Origin of the sequence: Fontibacillus phaseoli (assembly GCF_003337355.1) — a bacterium.
Taxonomy (GTDB): Bacteria; Bacillota; Bacilli; order Paenibacillales; family Paenibacillaceae; genus Fontibacillus; species Fontibacillus phaseoli.
This window is the reverse complement of the sequence record NZ_QPJW01000003.1, coordinates 287531-306737: the sequence shown is the minus strand read 5'-3', so window position 1 is coordinate 306737 and position 19207 is coordinate 287531. Positions and strand designations below refer to the sequence as shown.

General features: G+C 48.9%; 18 protein-coding genes and 1 pseudogene. 10 read left to right on the top strand and 9 right to left on the bottom strand.

Annotated features, from left to right (window positions below):
* Together DFP94_RS11550 and DFP94_RS11545 are read left to right on the top strand one after the other, a co-directional pair.
* Positions 1 to 3222: a cellobiose phosphorylase gene (locus DFP94_RS11550; protein ID WP_114496623.1), complete on the top strand. Its 3222-nt coding sequence runs from the start codon at positions 1 to 3 to the stop codon at positions 3220 to 3222.
* 289 nt (positions 3223 to 3511) lie between these two features.
* Complete coding sequence (locus DFP94_RS11545; RefSeq protein ID WP_114496622.1) at positions 3512 to 5407, top strand: sensor histidine kinase; 1896 nt, start codon at positions 3512 to 3514, stop codon at positions 5405 to 5407.
* Positions 5408 to 5460: 53 nt separating this feature from the next.
* Here the strand turns inward: DFP94_RS11545 and DFP94_RS11540 are convergent, their stop codons facing one another.
* Both DFP94_RS11540 and DFP94_RS11535 read right to left on the bottom strand, forming a co-directional pair.
* Complete coding sequence (locus DFP94_RS11540; protein WP_114496820.1) at positions 5461 to 5706, bottom strand: NHLP leader peptide family RiPP precursor; 246 nt, start codon at positions 5704 to 5706, stop codon at positions 5461 to 5463.
* Positions 5707 to 5783: 77 nt separating this feature from the next.
* The gene (locus tag DFP94_RS11535; protein ID WP_114496621.1) at positions 5784 to 6716 is read right to left on the bottom strand and encodes a hypothetical protein; all 933 of its coding nucleotides are present in this window, start codon (positions 6714 to 6716) and stop codon (positions 5784 to 5786) included.
* Between the two features lie 191 nt (positions 6717 to 6907).
* On the opposite strand from DFP94_RS11535, the gene DFP94_RS11530 reads away from it, so the two are divergent.
* The 4 genes and pseudogenes from DFP94_RS11530 (at position 6908) to DFP94_RS11520 (ending at position 9669) form a co-directional block, all read left to right on the top strand.
* A complete protein-coding gene (locus DFP94_RS11530; RefSeq protein WP_114496620.1) occupies positions 6908 to 7753 on the top strand; it encodes an SDR family oxidoreductase in 846 nt (281 codons plus the stop codon).
* Positions 7754 to 8044: 291 nt separating this feature from the next.
* Positions 8045 to 8179 (top strand): hypothetical protein, encoded by a 135-nt coding sequence (locus DFP94_RS26515; protein WP_425459255.1) that lies wholly within the window; start codon positions 8045 to 8047, stop codon positions 8177 to 8179.
* Positions 8180 to 9090 (top strand): annotated as a pseudogene (locus DFP94_RS11525) (IS1595 family transposase); the annotation flags it as partial. It lies immediately after the preceding gene.
* A 63-nt stretch (positions 9091 to 9153) separates the two neighbouring features.
* Positions 9154 to 9669, top strand: a complete 516-nt coding sequence (locus tag DFP94_RS11520) for a GNAT family N-acetyltransferase (RefSeq protein WP_028612721.1) — start codon at positions 9154 to 9156, stop codon at positions 9667 to 9669.
* Positions 9670 to 9862: 193 nt separating this feature from the next.
* Here the strand turns inward: DFP94_RS11520 and DFP94_RS11515 are convergent, their stop codons facing one another.
* The 5 genes from DFP94_RS11515 to ytaF all read right to left on the bottom strand — a co-directional run bounded on the left by DFP94_RS11515 (position 9863) and on the right by ytaF (position 13563).
* Entirely contained in the window at positions 9863 to 11077 is a 1215-nt protein-coding gene (locus tag DFP94_RS11515; RefSeq protein WP_114496619.1) for a M24 family metallopeptidase, read from the bottom strand.
* A gap of 36 nt (positions 11078 to 11113) precedes the next feature.
* Entirely contained in the window at positions 11114 to 11758 is a 645-nt protein-coding gene (locus DFP94_RS11510) for an amino acid ABC transporter permease (RefSeq protein ID WP_114496618.1), read from the bottom strand.
* A 48-nt stretch (positions 11759 to 11806) separates the two neighbouring features.
* Positions 11807 to 12685, bottom strand: coding sequence for a transporter substrate-binding domain-containing protein (locus DFP94_RS11505; protein WP_114496617.1), 879 nt, complete (start codon positions 12683 to 12685; stop codon positions 11807 to 11809).
* A gap of 28 nt (positions 12686 to 12713) precedes the next feature.
* Entirely contained in the window at positions 12714 to 12866 is a 153-nt protein-coding gene (locus DFP94_RS11500) for a TetR/AcrR family transcriptional regulator (protein WP_245954742.1), read from the bottom strand.
* Between the two features lie 82 nt (positions 12867 to 12948).
* Positions 12949 to 13563 (bottom strand): sporulation membrane protein YtaF, encoded by a 615-nt coding sequence (gene ytaF, locus DFP94_RS11495; RefSeq protein WP_114496615.1) that lies wholly within the window; start codon positions 13561 to 13563, stop codon positions 12949 to 12951.
* Between the two features lie 181 nt (positions 13564 to 13744).
* Here ytaF and tatA point away from each other — a divergent pair, with 181 nt between their 5' ends.
* Positions 13745 to 13945 (top strand): twin-arginine translocase TatA/TatE family subunit, encoded by a 201-nt coding sequence (gene tatA / locus DFP94_RS11490; protein WP_114496614.1) that lies wholly within the window; start codon positions 13745 to 13747, stop codon positions 13943 to 13945.
* 165 nt (positions 13946 to 14110) lie between these two features.
* Here tatA and DFP94_RS11485 read toward each other — a convergent pair whose 3' ends face one another.
* Together DFP94_RS11485 and DFP94_RS11480 are read right to left on the bottom strand one after the other, a co-directional pair.
* Entirely contained in the window at positions 14111 to 15079 is a 969-nt protein-coding gene (locus DFP94_RS11485; protein ID WP_114496819.1) for an MraY family glycosyltransferase, read from the bottom strand.
* Between the two features lie 78 nt (positions 15080 to 15157).
* Positions 15158 to 16594, bottom strand: coding sequence for an MFS transporter (locus tag DFP94_RS11480; RefSeq protein WP_114496613.1), 1437 nt, complete (start codon positions 16592 to 16594; stop codon positions 15158 to 15160).
* 194 nt (positions 16595 to 16788) lie between these two features.
* Here DFP94_RS11480 and DFP94_RS11475 point away from each other — a divergent pair, with 194 nt between their 5' ends.
* The 3 genes from DFP94_RS11475 to DFP94_RS11465 all read left to right on the top strand — a co-directional run bounded on the left by DFP94_RS11475 (position 16789) and on the right by DFP94_RS11465 (position 18720).
* Positions 16789 to 17166, top strand: a complete 378-nt coding sequence (locus DFP94_RS11475) for a DivIVA domain-containing protein (RefSeq protein ID WP_114496612.1) — start codon at positions 16789 to 16791, stop codon at positions 17164 to 17166.
* 317 nt (positions 17167 to 17483) lie between these two features.
* Positions 17484 to 17948, top strand: a complete 465-nt coding sequence (locus tag DFP94_RS11470; protein WP_114496611.1) for a Dps family protein — start codon at positions 17484 to 17486, stop codon at positions 17946 to 17948.
* A 127-nt stretch (positions 17949 to 18075) separates the two neighbouring features.
* The gene (locus DFP94_RS11465; RefSeq protein ID WP_245954741.1) at positions 18076 to 18720 is read left to right on the top strand and encodes a transcriptional regulator; all 645 of its coding nucleotides are present in this window, start codon (positions 18076 to 18078) and stop codon (positions 18718 to 18720) included.
* Positions 18721 to 19207 lie beyond the last annotated feature (487 nt).

Genomic DNA, 19207 nt, shown 5'->3' with positions numbered 1-19207 from the left:
ATGTCAAAATATAGTTTCGAGCAAGGCGCGTTCGTGATCGATCAATTTGATCAAGCCAAGCCATTTTCCAGTTTCCTTCCCGGCCTTGCCGGTTTGAAGGGAATTCCGATGTGGACATTTTACGTAAACCGGGGGCAGGCGGTCTGCAGCTTCGGTATCCGCGACAAGAACAGTCCGATCATGGAATTTTCCCCTGCGAATATCACCTACCAGTCCGTATCCATGCAGGGCTTCAGAACGTTTATCAAGCTTGAAGGAGCGGAGACCGTTTACGAGCCGTTCCAAAGCGCTTATCCGGATGCATCAGCCAAGCGCAGCATGCGGATCCTGGCTAACGAGATCGGAATCGAGGAAATTCATGAAGCCAAGGGGCTGCGAACGAAGGTCACTTATTTTCATATTCCTAACGACGACTACGCGGCCCTGGTGCGCAAGGTGGAAATCACCAATCTGTCCGGAGAAACGCTCCGCATGGAAGTGCTGGACGGACTCCCGGAAATCTTGCCGTACGGAGTAGAGAATGCCGGATATAAGGAGATCGGAAACCTGCTCCGCAGTTGGATGGAAGTGGATAATCTGGAGAACGGTATTCCCTATTACCGCAATCGTTCCAGTACGCATGACGAGGCGGAAGTCAGCGAGATCCGCAGCGGTCATTTTTATCTCTCGTTTGATGGACAGGGCGAATTGATCAAGCCCATTGCCGACTTTGAGCTGATTTTTGGCAGCAATACATCGCTTGGCTATCCGAACTGTTTTGACGAGACGGCAATCAGCGAATTGGCAAGCAAGACCCAGTACTGCACTAACAAGGTTCCTTGCGGGTTCTCCGGAATTTCCGCCGAGCTCGCGCCTGGGGATACCCAGCAGATTTACACCCTGATCGGTCATATCGACACCGTAGAGCGTTTGAATGAAAAAGCGGCTATGATATCTTCTCCGGCTTATATTGAACGGAAACAGCAGGAAGCCCGGGAGTTGACGGAAACCTTGACGGCCGATGTGGCCACCAAAACTTCGATGCCATTGTTTGACGCCTACGCCAGACAAAGTTATCTGGACAATTTCTTGCGCGGCGGGTATCCGTTTATTTTCGAGAATGGCAGAGAGGGTTTTGTAATCCACCTCTATTCCCGCAAACACGGCGACTTGGAACGGGATTACAATTTCTTCTCGCTCGCTCCGGAATACTATTCGCAAGGAAACGGAAATTTCCGCGACGCGAACCAGAATCGCCGCAGCGATATCTACTTTAATCCCCGCGTCGGCACTTTCAACATCAGAACCTTCTTCAGTCTGATGCAAGCCGACGGATACAATCCGCTAGGGGTGGAAGGCACCAGTTTCCATGTGCCCGAGAGCCGGGCTGCTCAGTTGAGAACATGGCTGGAGAGCGCGGCGGCGAATCATCGGGAGGAACTGCAGCGCCTTTGCCGGGGCAAGTTTACGCCGGGCAAGCTGATCTCGTTTATCGCGGTGCATAATGTATCGTTAAATCTTGGCGAGGAAGAGTTCCTCACCGGCATCTTCTCGCTGGCCGAACAAGAAATCGAAGCGACCTTCGGGGAAGGTTATTGGTCGGACCACTGGACCTACAACATGGACCTGATTGACAGCTATCTCGACATTTTCCCGGATCGTAAAGCCCGTTTGCTGTTTGAAGAAAGCGATTATGCCTACTTCGACAGTCCGGCAAGAGTGCTGCCTAGAAGCCAGAAATATGTGCTGAGTGGAGAACATATCCGCCAGTACGGTTCGCTCGTACACGACGAAGAGAAGATGCAGCGGTTCGGCTTGAGTCTAAAAGACACGAATTGGCTGAAAACGAGACACGGCAACGGCGAGGTTTACCGCACCAATCTGTTCGTGAAGCTGCTTTCCTTGTCTCTGGTCAAATTCGCAACGCTTGACCCGTACGGCATGGGCGTTGAGATGGAAGGGAACAAACCGGGCTGGAACGATGCCATGAACGGTTTGCCGGGCTTGTTCGGTTCCGGGATGAGCGAGACGTTCGAATTGAAGCGGATGCTGCAATTCGTGCTGGAAACCGCACGGGAATCTCAAGCAAGAGAAGTGGATGTTCCCGAAGAGATCGCCGACCTGCTTCAGGAAGTAACAGCATTACTGAACAAGCACCTTGAAGGAGGGCTTGATAACTTCGGATATTGGGACAAAACGGCTTCGGCACGCGAACAATATCGGGACAATATTCGCTTCGGCATTAGCGGAACGGAGCGGAGAATTCAGCTTTCCAAACTTATTCCGGTTTATGAAGCCATGCTCCGCAAGATGGATTCGGGAATTTCCGAAGCGATCTCGCTAGGCGGAGGCTTGACGCCGACGTATTTTGCTTTTGAAGCGGTGGAATACGAAGCTGTCCTCGACGAACAAGGGAAAGCCGTCATCAGCGGCTACGGCTTGCCGAGTGCGAAGGTAACGAAATTCGCCGTCAAGCCGCTACCTCATTTTCTGGAAGGGCCTGCGCGCTGGATGAAGACGCTGGATGAGCCGCAGAAAGCTGGAGAAGCCTATGAAAACATCCGCCGCAGCGACCTGTTTGACGCCAAACTGCAAATGTACAAGACCTCGGTCAGTCTGAATGACGAGAGCCATGAAATCGGCCGGATCCGCGCATTTACGCCAGGCTGGCTGGAACGGGAATCGATCTTCCTGCACATGAGCTACAAATATTTGCTGGCGCTGCTTAAGAACGGGTTAACGGAGCAGTTTTTTGCGGAAATCAAAACCTCGCTGATTCCGTTCCTCGATCCGGAAGTCTATGGCCGCAGCACGCTGGAAAATTCATCGTTTATTGCCTCCAGCGTGAATCCGGACCCGCATGTACACGGCAGAGGTTTCGTGGCAAGGCTTAGCGGATCGACCGCCGAATTTATCAGCATGTGGATTGCGATGATGGCCGGCAAGCACGTATTCCGGGTTCAGGATAACGAGCTGCAGCTCCATTTCAATCCGTCTCTGCCAGGCTGGTTGTTTGACGAGCAAGGCGACGTTTCATTCAAGTTCCTTGGCGCAACGAAGGTTACTTATCATAACCCGGGCAAAGGGGACACTTATGGCGAACAGGCCGTATCCATCCGCAAAATCATTTTGCAAAAAATCGACGGAACTAGGATAGACATAGAAGATTCCGTGATTCGAGGCGTTCTTGCGGAGGACGTACGCAGCGGACTCGTTGAAAAAATTGATATGGAACTGGCGTAATAACATAGGCTACCGAGCATATTAGTGATAAGATAGGGGCTGTCCCGGGGTATAATTATACTTCGCCGGGAGGGTCCCTTCTTGTTTGGTCGGCTTTCTTTATTCGAATTGAAACTATTTTCAAAGGTGACAAAACTATTCATAGATTAAAATGGGTAATAACGGTAAAATAATTTTGTTACGTATATTTATTTGGAATTTATATAAATTTCCATAAAATTGAAGGTTTATTGTTTAATTTTATCGAATTAGTTAGACTAGCTCTTAATTTATTGGCAGGGGTGCTGGAATGAAGGCTTTCTTTAAAGCGTTTGCCATCTTGATTGTACTTGGTGTTGTAGCGATTGCTGCATTTTTGATGGAGAGCCCGGAGCGGGAAAGCGCGGACGAGCAATCGATTACCGAATGGCAAGTTGTATGGACTGATGAATTTGATCCTGAAATAAACATAAATCAACTGGAAGCGATGCAAAACTGGGAGAATGTTAAAGCGGTAGGCCTTGACCCGGAACGTCCGGTAGGAGCAGTGGGTCAGTGGGTCAAGATCGATATTCCTACTTTCCAAACGGGATCCCCGGCGCTATTGTTTGAAAAGATATACGGGCGTCATGTAGTAATCCGTTCTCACGACGAGATCATCTATGAATCCAACCGATCTTATAATTATTCAATTAATACCATATTGCTGCCGATGGACCACTCTTATGAAGGCGAGTCAATTTATATCGGGATCAAGTCGGGAACACGTATTGGATTGCAGAGTAAAGTACTGGTAGGGGACTATAAGGAATTGCAGAATACCTTCATCAAGAACAATATGACCGATTTTATTATCGGCAGCGCCCTGATTTTCATTGCCGTCGTTATGCTGATCTGTTCCTTGTTCCTGAAAAATGAAAATATGTCCAGCTGGTTTTCATTATGCTTGGTGATTTTATCCAGCGGAACCATAGTTATTACATATTCATCGTTTCTGTATTCGCTTTTTGGCAAATACGGTAACCTGTATGTTCTATTGTTTGACTTGTCACTCTTTATATTACTTCCTTCTTTTACAAGCTTCTTTGTAAGTATATTCGGCAGAGGCTACAAATCAATCATTACTAAATTCCAGAAGTTTCAGGTAGCTTATTCCTTGCTGTGCATACTTTTGATGGCAATCAATTTGTTGAGCGATAACCAGTTTTACGATTACTACAGACTCGCTTCCGGTACCCTGATCGGCTTGTTTATGATCGTTCAATTTATCTTATTGGTTTCGATTGCGACAATTTATACAATTCGGGGAAATCAAGAAGCGATCATATTTACGATCGGATTTGCTGTTTTTGCGATTCTAGGGTCGGGAGAATTGTTGTGGTTTTATTTTAAATCGGCATACTACGACCTTTTTTTGTGGAAATGGGGCGTAGTGTGTTTTCTGATCGCTTTAATCATTATTCTCGGCAAAAGATTTGCCCATAATCATGAGCAGGTAGTGGAGTACTCCAAGCAATTGGAGATGTTCAACAATGAGCTCCAGCGTTCCGAGAAAATGGAGATCATCAGTGAACTGGCGGCTTCCGTAGCGCATGAAGTGCGCAATCCGCTTCAGGTGACTCGGGGCTTCCTGCAGTTGCTTGTTGCCAAGCAAAATTCCGCCGATAAGGTGTATCTCAGCATGGCGCTGGAAGAGCTGGACCGGGCGTCCGCGATTATCACGGATTTTCTCACATTCGCCAAGCCGGAGGTCGGAAAAGTGACCACGCTCAATGTACTGAACGAGTTCATTCATATCGAAGGCATTCTGATTCCGATGGCCAATCTTCAGGGCGGCAAAATTTCCGTACACATCCCTCAGGACCTGCATATTAAAGGGAATTCTTCGAAGTTCAAGCAGGCCTTTATCAATATCATTAAAAACAGCATCGAATCCCTGCATGGTGAAGGGGAGATCCATGTGTGGTCGTATGAAGAGAACGGAGAAGTATGTATTCATATAAAAGATACCGGTGAAGGGATGGACGAGGAGGTGCTGGCCCGCTTGGGAGAGCCATACTTCTCCAACAAGACCAAAGGAACGGGACTGGGGCTTATGGTTACTTTCCGGATTATAGAAGTCATGAACGGCAAAATTCAATTTAAAAGTGAAAAAGGAGTAGGGACGGAGGCCGTGGTCCGGTTTCCCGCAGTGAAAAACGCGTAAGAAACCGGAGCTTTAGCCCTCGTCGCTACCCCTAATTATAAATAACTAGAAGTTTAATCTCCCCAAACCGCGTTTGGTTTAACTTCGGACTTAATTACATTGGCTGGACTAGGAGGCAGTACGAGGTAGAATTCATCGGAATTCTCTTCTACTGTCTTCACTTTAATGTGATCCGGGAGAATTACACCGAGTGCCTCCTGGATTGCTGCTTTTGGATCAGCGAGTAATTTAGCCTTGAAACTTGGATCTTGCCATGCTTTCTCAATCACGCGTGTTTGAAGGAGAGCTCCTGATGTCATAGAATCACCCTTTCTGAATAAAATGGTTATATTTTCCTTTCGAGTATACCATGAATCTTGTTGAAAATCCAGGAAAGTTACATATTCTTGGAGAGCCAATACCCCAAACCGCCTCTTTGCAACAAATTCCGTTCATTTTCGATTTCAATGGCGCCTTCTTTTAAATTGTCCCGCAAACTTTCATGAAATTGATATAAGCCGGGTACCAAGGTTCTATATTTCACGAGAGATTCGTGGTTGCGTTCCGCATGTTCCGCCAGGTTGGCGAGAACGCTTTGAACGGTAATCGCCTGTCTGATTTCTTCCGGTGCAGGCCGGCGTTCACGCGGAATTTTCAATTCGGACTGCACGATCGATACCAGCGCATTGTAGCTCCCCTCGTTGAGATCCTTCTCCCAATCCTGCCAGTCATCCAGCAATTGCAGGGTAACCAGAACGTTATCCACTGCCTCTTCCAGACGAGGGATGTCCGCCTCTCTGTTTACAAGAAGCATAGAACCGGCAACGGTCAGTTTTACCGGGGCCGCTTTATGGCCCATTCTTACGGGATCGTCGTGATAAAAGTCCGAAGTCTTCTCACCGGATACAGCTTCGGCCCACTGTGAAACGTATTTTTTAAAATAGGTCCAAAAAGGTGACCCGCCCGGAAAATAACCGCTGTATATCTGAACGAATTCCAGATGGATGAATTCAGCGAGCGGGAGCTGCTGAGCCATCACCGCTTCCGGTTCGTCCATGCAAGCATCAATCAGGTGATAGTACATCATCCCGAAGATGTTGGCGACCGCAAAGCGGCGGACGTCGCCGGAAGCAAGGCCGGCATGTTCCTGCAACCAGAACGGCAAAAGATAACATATGTAATTTTTGGATCGGTTCTCTTTCAGCACATGAAACTTGTCGAGATAATCCAGTGCCGGCTTTCGGAACGATTCCGGAAAAGTTGCCAGGATTGCCTCCGCTTCCGTAAAAGCAAGGTGAAGTTCATGTTCGTAGGGGGACAGCCACTTCAAAGGTATGTCTCCTTTCATACTGCTTTATGACTATATATTGAATCTATGAATCTCATTATAGGATAAGTTTGGATAAGAAGAAACCCGAAAGACGGGTCTACAGAGGGATTGAATATGGTATATAGAAATGTATAGTAAGGAACTTATGAAATTTCAAAAGCAAAATAACGATAGTATTGGAGGGACCGAGTATGCGAGGAAAAACGGTAATCGTTACGGGTGCCAATTCGGGGATGGGGCTCGCCACCACAGTGGAGTTGGCCCGGCGGGGAGCGCACGTCGTGATGTTATGCCGAAATGAGGAACGGGGAAGGACGGCATGGGAAAAGGCCGTTCAGCAAAGCGGGTCGGATCGATTGGAAATGATGCTGTGCGATTTAGGCTCCCAGGAGAGCATCCGGCGATTGGCCGCCCAAGTGAAAGACCGGCATAGCGTTATCGATGTCCTCGTGAATAATGCGGGTGTCGTATCGTTGAAGCGGGAGCTGACGGCGCATGGTTTCGAGTCCCATCTCGGGATTAATCATCTGGGGCATTTTTTGCTCACCAATTTGCTGCTTGAGTCACTGACACGCGCTGAGGAAGGGCGGATCGTCAACGTATCTTCAGGCATCTACAAAATAGGCAAAATCCATTGGGAAGATCCAACGCTGACACGGGGGTACAACGTCGCCAAAGGGTACGCGCAATCGAAGCTGGCGAATGTTCTATTTACGAAGCAGTTGGCCCGCAGGTTGGAGGGGACCCGGGTTACCGCCAACTGCCTGCATCCCGGAGCCGTAGCTACGAATATCGGGGTCGACCGGAATACCGGGTTCGGCAAATCTCTGGTAGGGCTGCTGCGCCCGTTTTTCCTGACGGCGGAGGAAGGGGCGGAAACCGCGGTCTACCTGGCCTCATCGCCGGAAGTAAAGGGGATTACCGGACAATATTTTTATAAGAAAAAGGCCCAGCCGGTTGTCGCGAAGGCGGAGGACCCGGAAGCGGCCCGCAGGCTTTGGGAATGGAGCGAGCGGCAGGTAGGCTTAAGCGACTGATTGGAGACAAGTATGCAAGTTTTTTAACCTATCGCAAGTTACGGTGTTGCAGCGTCTTTAGGGAAATGAGTCGACCGAACTCTGTAGACGGTACCGTCGTTAAACTCGATTGTCCTCCTCTCGATTGTCCTCCTATAGTAGAGTAGTAGAATGCCGTGCAAAAGAAGCCCTGTCTTTAAGAGACGGGCTTCTTTATTATTTGGCTATGTTAAACTTTGTTGTTGATATTTGATGTATACGAACCAATGTTCTAAAATAAGGGTAATATCACTATTCGGAGATGATTTACCCATGGATTTGAAGGAACTAAAGAGGCTTGCTGATACATTGGACGATAACGGTAAGCGAGAGCTTATTTACTTTTTGCAATCCCGAACCAAAGGTGTGGCGGTTCCAGTTCGAGCAATTGATGAAATTCAAGAGTAGAAGCATAAAGATGGATTTGTTTGCCCACATTGCAAAAACCATTCTGTTGTGCGATTTGGGAAGTACCCTGTAAAAACCCGCACTGGAGAGGTTAAACGTCAACGTTACCGTTGTAAGTCCTGTCGCCAAACGTTCAATGACCTTACAAATACCCCTCTGCAACGAACGAGGAGACCTCATATTTGGGTTCGTTTCATTGAATGTATATTGAGGGCTATTCTCTGAGAAAATGTGCAGAGCAGTTAAACGGTGAAGTCACGCACGTCACCTTGTTTTACTGGCGACATAAGATTCTTGCCGCTCTGAAGCAGATTCCAACGGAAGCGTTCCAGGGAATCGTTGAAATGGACGAAACGTATTTTTTATACTCCGAAAAGGGCAAACGGAATATTGTCGAACGTAAGCCACGTAAACGTGGCGGAAAAGCCAAATATCGTGGTATTAGTAATGACCAAGTATGTGTACTCGTTGCCCGTGACCGCCAGAAAATGACCTACTCTGGCGTACTTGGGCGTGGACGTATTCGGACTACAAAATTGGATGAAGCGATTGGCATTCATATATCTGAGTCGAACGTGCTATGCACTGATTCGTGGAGAGCATTTAGTTCCTATGCGAACTCAAAGGGCTTGGCTCATTACAGATTCAAATCCGATGGAAAACAACGGGTAAAAGGCGTGTACCATATCCAGAACGTAAACAGTTACCACAGTCGCTTGAAGAAATGGATGGACCGCTTTAATGGTGTTGCCACCAAATATTTGCAACATTATTTGGCATGGTTTCTTTTTAAAGATAGCAAGGAATATGAGAATACCTCATCGAATAAGAAGAATATGTTGGTGAAATCGTGCCTGTTTACTGTAGCCGAAACGAATACCAAACTTCGGCTTTCTGCTTATTCTTGCTAAGCTAACGGGGCAGGATAAGGAGTTTTTGAAAGGTTATTGATACAATAGAAAGGTGGGAGATTTTTGATAGAAACAAAACGTCTTATAATTAGAGAAATGGTGCAGTCCGATTATGATGCATTGTGCGGAATATTGTGTGATGAGGAAGTAATGCGTGCTGCTTATGAAAGTGCATTCAACTTAGAAGAAGCACAAAATTGGCTTAACAGACATCTTAAAAGATATGAAGAATATGGTTTTGGACTTTGGGCTGTTGTATTAAAAGAAACAAACGAAATGATTGGTCAATGTGGCTTGACAATGCAAGGCTGGAGAGAAAAAGAAATTTTGGAAATAGGATTTTTGTTTCAAAAAGCGTATTGGCACAAAGGTTACGCAACAGAAGCGGCAATTGCTTGCAAGGAATACGCTTTTTCAGTTCTTAATGCAAATAGGGTTTATTCTATTATTAGGGACACAAATATAGCCGCTCAAAAAGTTGCTGTTCGAAACGGTATGAATATTATTGATAAAGATACTAAGAATTTTAGGAATATAGATATGGAATTTTTTCTGTATTCTGTAGAGCGAACAAAATGAGCAGGTGAAATTGAAAAAGGTTTCCATGATGAACCCATATACTGTTTGAAATTGAGCTAACGGGAGACGATAGCTTAATAAACCGCCTTTCAAGCAAGGCGGTTTTCTTTTGGTTAAATATCAACATTAGAATTTAACATAGCCTATTATTTAAACGATTTATTATAGAAGGTTACTGCTCGTAGCTTCCAAGTTACAAGACGACGAGATCCCGGGTCAGTTTGTTCAGACGCTCATTGCCGTTTTCGGTAATGAGCAGCATGTCTTCAATCATGACCGAACCGACGCCGTAGCCGTAGTAAGGCGTTTCGATGCAGACGACCATGTTCGGCTCGAGTACGGTAGTGTCGGCGGCGCTGAAGAACGGCGCCTCTTCCGTGGCGAGAGCCAGGCCGATGCTGTGGCCGAGGTGGCCGCGGTTGTAGTCCGGCAGCCCGGAGCGCCGGATGACCTGCATGCCCTCGGCAAACACCGCGGCCATCGGCACGCCGGGGCCGACCAGTTCGAGCATGCGGTCGTGGCCGGGCCGCAGCGCCGCATAGGCGCGCTTTGCGGCATCGCCCGGCTCGCCGAGCGCAAACGTGCGGGCGATGTCCGCGCCATAGCCCTGCACGTCGGCGCCGACATCAAATTTGATGATGTCGCCGGGAGCCGCACGGTGCGGCGAGTAGACCGACGCCGGCGCGAATTGCGGGCCGACGGAGATCGTGGCGAAGCGCTCGCTGAAGCCGAAGCAGCGGCGCGTCGCCGCGATCCGGAACGCGGCCGCGAGCTCGGCCGCGGTGACGCCGGCGGCGATGTCCTGCACCGCCGCGCTGAGGGCCTCTTCCGAAATCGCGCAGCTCTCACGCAGCTGCGCGATTTCGAAGCCGGTTTTACGTGCCCGCAGGGCCGTAAACAGCGGGGCGGCCTCCGCCCAGCGCAGCAGCGGCAGCCGCTCCGCCAGCAGCGCCCGCGTACCGCCGCGCATGCCGCCCAACTCGGCGGCGACGACCGCGCCGGCCGTCAGGCCGCTGGCCGGAAGCGTCTCGGCCAGCGCCGCCAACGCGGCGTCCGGGCGGGGCGCATCCGGACGCTCGCCTGTGAACAGATCCTTTCTCATGCCGAAAGGATCATCCAGATCAATCCATTGCGGATACGTGACAATGTCAAAGCCCGGGATGACTTCCGGCAGTCCCGAGGCTTCGAATTCGCTCATGATCAGTATGGAGTTTCTTCCCGGGTCCCGGAAGACGACGGCGAACGCCGCTTCGCTCATCCGAAAAGTATACATAAACACGCTGGGCTGTCCGGACAGGTAATAGACATTTTCGGCGCTGGAGGCAATCAAAGCGTCCAGCCCTTCGCGTTCCAACAGATCTTTGGCCCGGTCAGCCACGTTCAGTAAATGATTGTCTTTGAGGTTCAATTTACTCAGCTCCTTGGCAGGGTCGCCAATGAAATCTTAATACGCTTTGGACAAGCGTTTTTCGATCCGGTTCAGGATGAAGGACAGTCCCGTACTCATGATCCAGTACATCAGGCCGATCGCCAGAAAGAATGGCATTGCCACATAATAACGCGATACCAGCAATTGAGCCGCGCGGAACAGTTCCACGACGGTAACTACGGATACGAGGGACGTTTCCTTCAGCATCCCGATAAAAGAGTTACCGAGGGGCGGAATCGCAATCCGGGCCGCCTGCGGCAATACAACGAAACGCATACTCTGCCAAGGTGTCATCCCTAGCGATTGGGCAGCTTCGGTTTGTCCATGATCGACGGACAGAATCGTGGCCCGGAACGTCTCCGACAGATAGGCCCCGATATTTAGGCTCATCGAGATGTAGGCCGACATCATGGGACTTAGCTTGATGCCCCAGTCCGGTAGTCCGTAATACACGATGAAAATTTGCACCATCAGCGGCGTACCCCGGATAATCGAGACGTAAACCCGGGCGATATTCCGAAAGAGGACATTTCCCTTCAGCCGGGCGATGGCTACCACCAGCCCGATGATCAGGCCGAAGAACATGGACACCAGGGTAATCTGCAGCGTATAGTAGGCGCCGGTCAGCAAATATTCAAGATTGTCTAGCACTAGCTTCATCGGTTTCTCTCCCCCTGGTGTTTGCTCTATTCCGGTTCTGATCCCGGCTTAAAAATTAGGATCTACGTCGAACCATTTGTTGTACAGCGTTTTTAAAGTGCCGTCGTCTTTGATTTCCTGGAGGGCCTTATTAACGGCTTCCTGCAGTTCCGGGCTGTTCTTCGGCATGGCTACACCGGCAAAGTCGGATTTCAAGGGCTCGCCGACGGTTTTTAATTTCAGGTTATTTTTCTCAATAAGCGGTTTAAGCGCGAACACATTGTTGATTGTCGCGTCGATCCGTCCGTTGTTGAGGTCCATCAGCGCATTCAGGTTGTCATTATAGGTGACGATTTCAAAATCGCCGACCTTAGGCAGCACTTCATCGCGCAAATAAGCTTCATCATTCGTCCCGAGTGCGACGCCGATTTTTTTGCCTTTGAAATCATCTACCGATTGGATGTTATTGTTGTTGTCTGTTACGATAATGCTCACATCGTTCTTCACGTAAGGCTCGGAGAAATCAATCGATTTCTGGCGGTCTTCGGTGATCGTAACCTGGCTGACCAGGGCATCGTATTTGCCTTTTTGCAGACCTTCGATCAATCCGGAAAACTCCCCGGTCACGAAGTTCGCTTCCACGCCGATCCGTTTGGCGATTTCTTTGGCGAGGTCAGCATCATATCCGTCGACCTCATTATTTTCGTTAACGAAGTTGTAAGGGGCGTACGTCCCCATCAAGCCGATCGTAATTTTGCCTTTGCTCTTGATTTGTTCCAGCAGGTTGCTGCCGGCCTGGTTTTGCGCTGGATCGTTATCTTTCGTTCCCGCTGTATTGCCATTGCCGGTGGCATTGCCGCCGTTATTGGCGCCGCAAGCGGACAATACGAGGGTGAAAGCCGCGATAAGGGTCAAAATGATTAGGGACTTTCTCTTTTTTAGTTGCATGGCGGGTTCTCTCCTTATATCTAAATAGTTAGTCTTCCACGGTACCGGTTTTTTTGCGGTAGCCTGTTGCAATCGTTTCGACTAATTTGTCCCTGCCGCCGGAGATCAATTCAAGCGTCATGGTTTCTTTGCTTTCAAAATACCAATAAAATGTCCCCTTGGAGACTCCGGCCGATTTCAACGAACGGGCACCTTCTTTCTTGATTGACCCGCATAGCGAAACAGCCCCTTTCGCAAAGGAAGGGGCCTCTTGGAATGGGAAGCTATAATATTTGGTGCAAACCGATTAGGATGAGCAGAAGACCGGAAATGACGGTGGCCCGGTTGCCTAGTTTTTCGGCGGCGTATTTTTCGCCAAAACCGGCACAAAGGGCCAAGAGTAAATAGCTGAACACCCCGACCGACAGGGAGGTATAAAATACATTTAAATGCGTAATGCCCGCGTTAAATCCGCCCGCCAGCGCATTCATGGCCAGCGCGATGCCCAGCAGCAAGGATTCTCCCAGGCTCAGACTTTTGGAACTGTCCCTGTCGGCTTCTTCCGGATTGCGGAGCAGACGTGTCAGGATCGGTGGATCGTTCTCTGGCGGGATAGCAGCTTTTTTTTCCACAAAAGGCTGAAGCAACACCCATACTCCGACGGCGACGATCACAATTGTGCCGATCCATTGTCCGATCCAGGGATGAATCCATATGGCGATCCAGTTTCCGAACAATCCCGACAAAAGCGTAGCCAAAAATGAAATAAGTGCGATCGCCAGATTGGAATACCACGGAATATGTATTTTCCGGGCTCCGTATGCGATGCCGACCCCTGCGTTGTCCAGGTTGGAAGCCAACCCGATGGCAATGACAGCCCACAGACTGAACGTATTCATGGTGCTCGCTCCTTTGCATACATTGATGAGACAGCATATGCCCAGAAGCCGGTTTTGGTTTCTTGCAGGCCGACAATTCATGGATTTGGACGTTTTTATCGATTTTTCTGATAAATAGTTTTCCTTTATTTCGAATAAAGTAGTATAATTTTAAAAAAGATAGCCTAAAGAGGTGATAAAAGTGCTTGAAAATTTGTTGCGGCCGACTCATTTGCTGTTACTGGTTATCGCTGCATTGATATTGTTCGGTCCGAGCAAACTGCCTGAACTGGGTCGCAGCTTTGGAACGATGCTGAAGGAATTCAAGAAGGGCGCTCGCGGGGACTATGAGGAAGAGAAGCCGAAGGAAGTCCAGGCTGCCGTGCAAGACAACAATAAATAATGACAATGAATCCACCCCTTATTGCAATGACTTCCGGGGATCGCGAATCGTGTAAACTATAAATGGATAAACAAAAGCTAAGGGCGCCCGTTGGGCGCCCTCTTTATATGGTGCGGTATTATGATTTTTTAGCTCATTGGACGTAAGGATAGAACTTTGTTTGGATTATCCCTGCAATAGCAGCAAAATAATCGAGGACAACCCCAGACAAGTGCTGATCAGGTACAGGAACATAACAACCTGCTTATGGTTCAAACCGGCGCGAAGCAAACGGTAGTGGACCTGGCTGGCGTCAGCCTGATATATGGCTTTGCCCTGCAGGAATCGCTTGATGACGACGAACAGGTTGTCGAAAATCGGAACGCCGAGCGCAAGCACGGGAATAAACAACGACAGCACAGTAGCTTGTTTGAAAGCTCCGTCGAGTGCGATCACGGCCAGCATGAAACCGAGGAAGGTGGCTCCCGCATCACCCATAAATACTTTTGCCGGGGGTTTATTATAACGCAGATAAGCCAGCGTCACCCCGATCAAGGTAATCGACAGCATCGCCGACGTGGTTTGACCTTTAGTTAAAGCGACAACGAACAGGGTTACAGCGGAAATTGCAGACAAACCACCAGCTAACCCGTCCAGACCGTCCGAAAAATTGATCACGGTCGTTACTCCGAAAATCCAGAGGATCGTCAATATAAACTGCAGCCACACCGGCAACAGGACATAATCTCCACTAAACGGATTCACGAAGCCGCTGAATGAGATCCCCGACAGAAACACAAGCACGGCCGCGGATACTTGAACGATCAGCTTCGGCAACGCCGGAAAATCTTTGCCCTTCGTTTTGAACCAGTCATCGACGGTTCCGATCACCAGAAGCAGAATCCCGCCGAGAAAGAGCGCTCCGGTCTGCATGGAGAAATCCCTTGTAAACAGGAGATAAGACACGAAGAATCCGACAAAGATTGCGTAGCTGGCCGTCAGCGGGATCGGATTGCGATGAATTTTCCGTTCGACGTCCTCCCTGGGCTTGTCCACGAAATCGAGCCGGAATGCCAGCTTTCCGAGCGGAGGAATCAGGAAGTACACAATGAGAAACGATAGCAAGAAAGAATAGATATATAAGATTGTATTCACCACCAAGGCTAATTTACTTAACTAACTAAATCTTATTATAAAAAGAATCATGAATTCTGTCGAACCTTTAAATTACATTTATCCGGTCCGGACATCATTTGACCTTGTGCGCAAACGCTGAACCGAGACGAGCAGAGCCAGCAGACAGATGCCCATGGCCGTCCAGAATACGGTATGCAGCGCGCTTAGCGCGGCTTCCGGTTCTCCCGGGGAGATAGGGCACAGATAACTGAGCCGGGAGGAATAGAGCGAAATCGATAAGGAGGTGCCGAGCACCATCCCTATATTTCGTACGAGCGCATTTAAGCCGCCGGCGGTTCCCAGCTTGTTCCGCGGCACTGAACCCATTATGCTGGAGTTGTTCGGCGACTGGAACAGACCGCCGCCGAGACCGAACAAGCCAAGATGCAGTCCGACCATCCATGCGCTTTCCTGCGTCGACAGCGTATTAAGCAGACCGAATGCGAGCGCATTAACCAGCAGCCCAGCCGTGGTCAGCGAATAGGAACCGATCCGGTCGGACAACCATCCGGAAAGAGGAGCGACGACGGCCATGACAAGCGGGTATACCATCATAGTATATCCCGTTTTTGCCGGTGAGAAGCCGAGTACGTCGTGCATATAAAACGGCATCAGAACATTAGTAAAAAAGAGGGCCACAAAGGACAACAGCGCCGTTAGGTTTCCTATCGCAAAGGCCGGAATCCGGTACAGACTGAAGTCGAGCATCGGATGGCGGGTGCGTTTTTCCCAAAAATAAAAGCCGATCAAGACGAGCAAGGACAGTCCGCCGCCGATCCAGACGGAAGGAGAGAGCCAGCCCCAATCCTGGCCGCCGGAAATGACGTAAAGAAAGGCGATCATGCCGGCCATAAAGAGCAGGGAGCCGGTGTAGTCAAACGGCTGATTTTTTTTGAGGTTTTTGTCTTTGGGAAGAAAGAACCAGCCTGCGATAAAGCCGATAATCCCGATAGGGACGTTAATCCAGAAGATGGATGTCCAGCCCCAGTGTTCGACGAGAATCCCGCCGATGCCGGGACCGGTCAGCGAGCCGAGCGATACCATGGTGCCGGTGATTCCCAGCGCTCTGCCTCGGCCTTTACTGGAGAATACCTCGGCGATAATCGCCTGGCTATTGGACATCAGGCAAGCCGCACCAAGCGCTTGAAGAATGCGTGAGACGATCAGCATCGTAAGCGTATTGGAAAGGCCGCAAAGGGCCGAGCCGACGGCAAAGATCAAAAAGCCGTAATTATAAATTTTACTGCGTCCGAACATATCCGAAATTTTCCCCATGATCGGCAATGTCGCGCAGATGGTCAACAAATAGGCGGTAAGCACCCACTGGACGATGTGGATGGGGACACCGAGTTCTCCGGCGATCGTCGGTAGCGCCACGTTGGCGATGCTTCCGTCCAGGGTCGACATAAAAGTGCCGAGGGAAACGTTAGCAAGAATCACCCAAGGGTTGGCGGCCAAAGGAGACCGGGCTGGATTATTGTTTTCTTGAGACAAGTTGACAACCTCTTTTCGACAATTGCATGGTGGTATAATTTCACATTTTGTATTATATCATGAGATGTGGAGGATTAGTCTGCCGCCCATGGCGTCGAAAATCTGAATTAATTATGGTACATTATATATGATTAACTTAAGAGATATGGATATCATAAGAGAAAATGCAAGCCTTAGGTACGGAGGGATACTAAATGCAGGACGATTATTCGCGCAAGCTGGAGGACCAGAAGGGATTATTTAGACAGCTGGGCATTAAACTGGATGCGCTCGCTATTCATGAGAAGGATTTTGATGTGAAGATGCGGGGATACGAGAAAGAAGAAGTTGACCGCTTCCTGGATGATGTCATCGTGGATTATGAGCGTTTTTATGCTATTATTACGGACTTGCTGGACAAATATAAAGAAATTCAGCGGCGTCAAGCGTACTGGGAAGAAGAAAAGAAAACGATAGCCATGCGCAAGCCGCAAATCGATACGGCGAATGCGGTGGACCGCCGCCTGGTGGAGGATGGTATCCGCCAATTGGAACGCAATCTGGAGCAGCTCAAGCTGCAGATTCGCGAGTAAGGTCAACAAGGGACCGGCAGAGTGATTGCTAGGTTCCTTTTTTATGTTTGGGTATGTGAATAATCGGCAACTCAACGACGCAAACTTCAAGTCAGGAACGGGGAAAAGGAAACGGACAACTCCCAAGCTTACCCCCGTACTCACGAATTATGTTGCAGCCGCGAGATATTCATGGGATGTTCATGTTTAAAAGGTTGCAGAAAAACCGGGTTAGTGGTAATATAAAAACAGGATTTAGAATTAGTCTAAATTTAAAGGGATCCCACTTGCATCTGCTAACCCTACTTTATCATTATATTTGAATGGAGGAAATTGAAATGAGTAATCAAAACCTGACACAAAATGAACTGGCCCTCGAAAAGCAATTGAATTTGCAAATCGCGAACTGGACCGTACTGTACACCAAGCTGCACAATTTCCACTGGTATGTAAAAGGACCTAACTTCTTTACCTTGCATGAGAAATTTGAAGAGCTTTATAATGAAACCGCAACGAATATTGATGAGCTTGCTGAACGTTTGCTCGCCATTGGAGGGAAGCCGGTGGCAACCCTGCGCGATTCTTTGTCCATCGCCACGGTGTCTGAGGCAAACGGTGGAGAAACGCCGGAAGCTATGGTTTCTGCGATTGTGTCAGATTTTTCTGTCCTGCAAGACGAATTGAAACAAGGCATGGAAGCTGCTGAACAATCCCAGGATGAAGCAACAGGCGACCTGCTGCTGGGCATCTTGTCCGCGCTTGAGAAACACAACTGGATGCTGAATGCTTACTTGGGCAAATAATATTCCATATACACTATTAGTGAATTGTTAGTGATTTGACGGAGCGAGGCACGCCGTTTCATTACATCAGGCTCTTATAGCCGATGCAATGAAACGGCTTTTTTATTTTCTGATAGGGGGAGTATTCATGTTTGAGCAAAAGTATGCTGAATGGATCGATTCAAATGTTCAGGAGGAGACAAATCACAGACGGCGTGAATTGCTTGAAAAAGGATTAGGCCATGGGACGGTGGAGTTCTTACGCGCGGCTTGGTATCCTGCGGTAGGTAATTTTAATTATTTGTATCCTGAATGGGAAGTCCGCGACTTCAATAATGGATACCGGTATTTGGATCTTGCTTATATGCCGGGTGGCGCAAAAGGAGGGATTGAGATCCAAGGTTACGGACCCCATGCGAGGGATCTTGACGTCAGGCGCTTTAAGGATCTGTGCATGAGACATAGCATGCTGGCACTCGATGGCTGGGTGTTCTTGCCTGTCGCCTATCTTTCCGTCAAAGACGAACCGAAGCAATGCCAGCAGCTTATTCTCTCCTTCGTCGGCAAATTTCTTTCGACCGATGTATCGGCCGAACTGGATTGGTCAGAAGCGGAAACGATGCGCTTTGCCCGCCGTTTGCTGCGCCCCTTCAGCCCTCCCGAACTTGCAGCCCATCTTCGTCTCTCCGATCGCCATACACGCCGCATTTTGCACCGTTTGGTGGAGTTGCAAGTCTTGCGCGTTGCAGGAGAGGGCAGCCTGCGCTATCGCAGATACCAATTACGGCTGTGAGTTGCCCGAAGAAAGCTGGGAAGACCTAGGGCATAGTTCGAAAAGCTCAAGAGAAGCTCAAAAGAAGCTCAAAAGAAGCTCGTCTGAATTCTAACGGACACCAGAGCCGTTAAATGACGCAAATTGGTGGGTTTGAAATTCTAACGGACACAGGAGACGCTAATCTCTTGATATTTGCTCAAAATCTGATGAATAAGCCCGATTAAGGGCTCTGGTGTCCGTTAGATTTTGAAAGTGGCAAAATAAGAGGGAATAAGGTCCCTGGTGTCCGTTAGAATTTTTTAATTTGCTTCTTGACCACTCAATTGGTCTCCGGTGCTGCTTTTGCCATTAATCACCCGCACATCGAGCAGGAAAGTTACCAGAACCCAATCACCCGCACACCGAGCACGAAAGTTACCAGAACCCAATCACCCGCACACCGAGCACGAGAGTTACCAGTACCCAATCACCTGCACACCGAGCACGAGAGTTACCAGTACTTAAT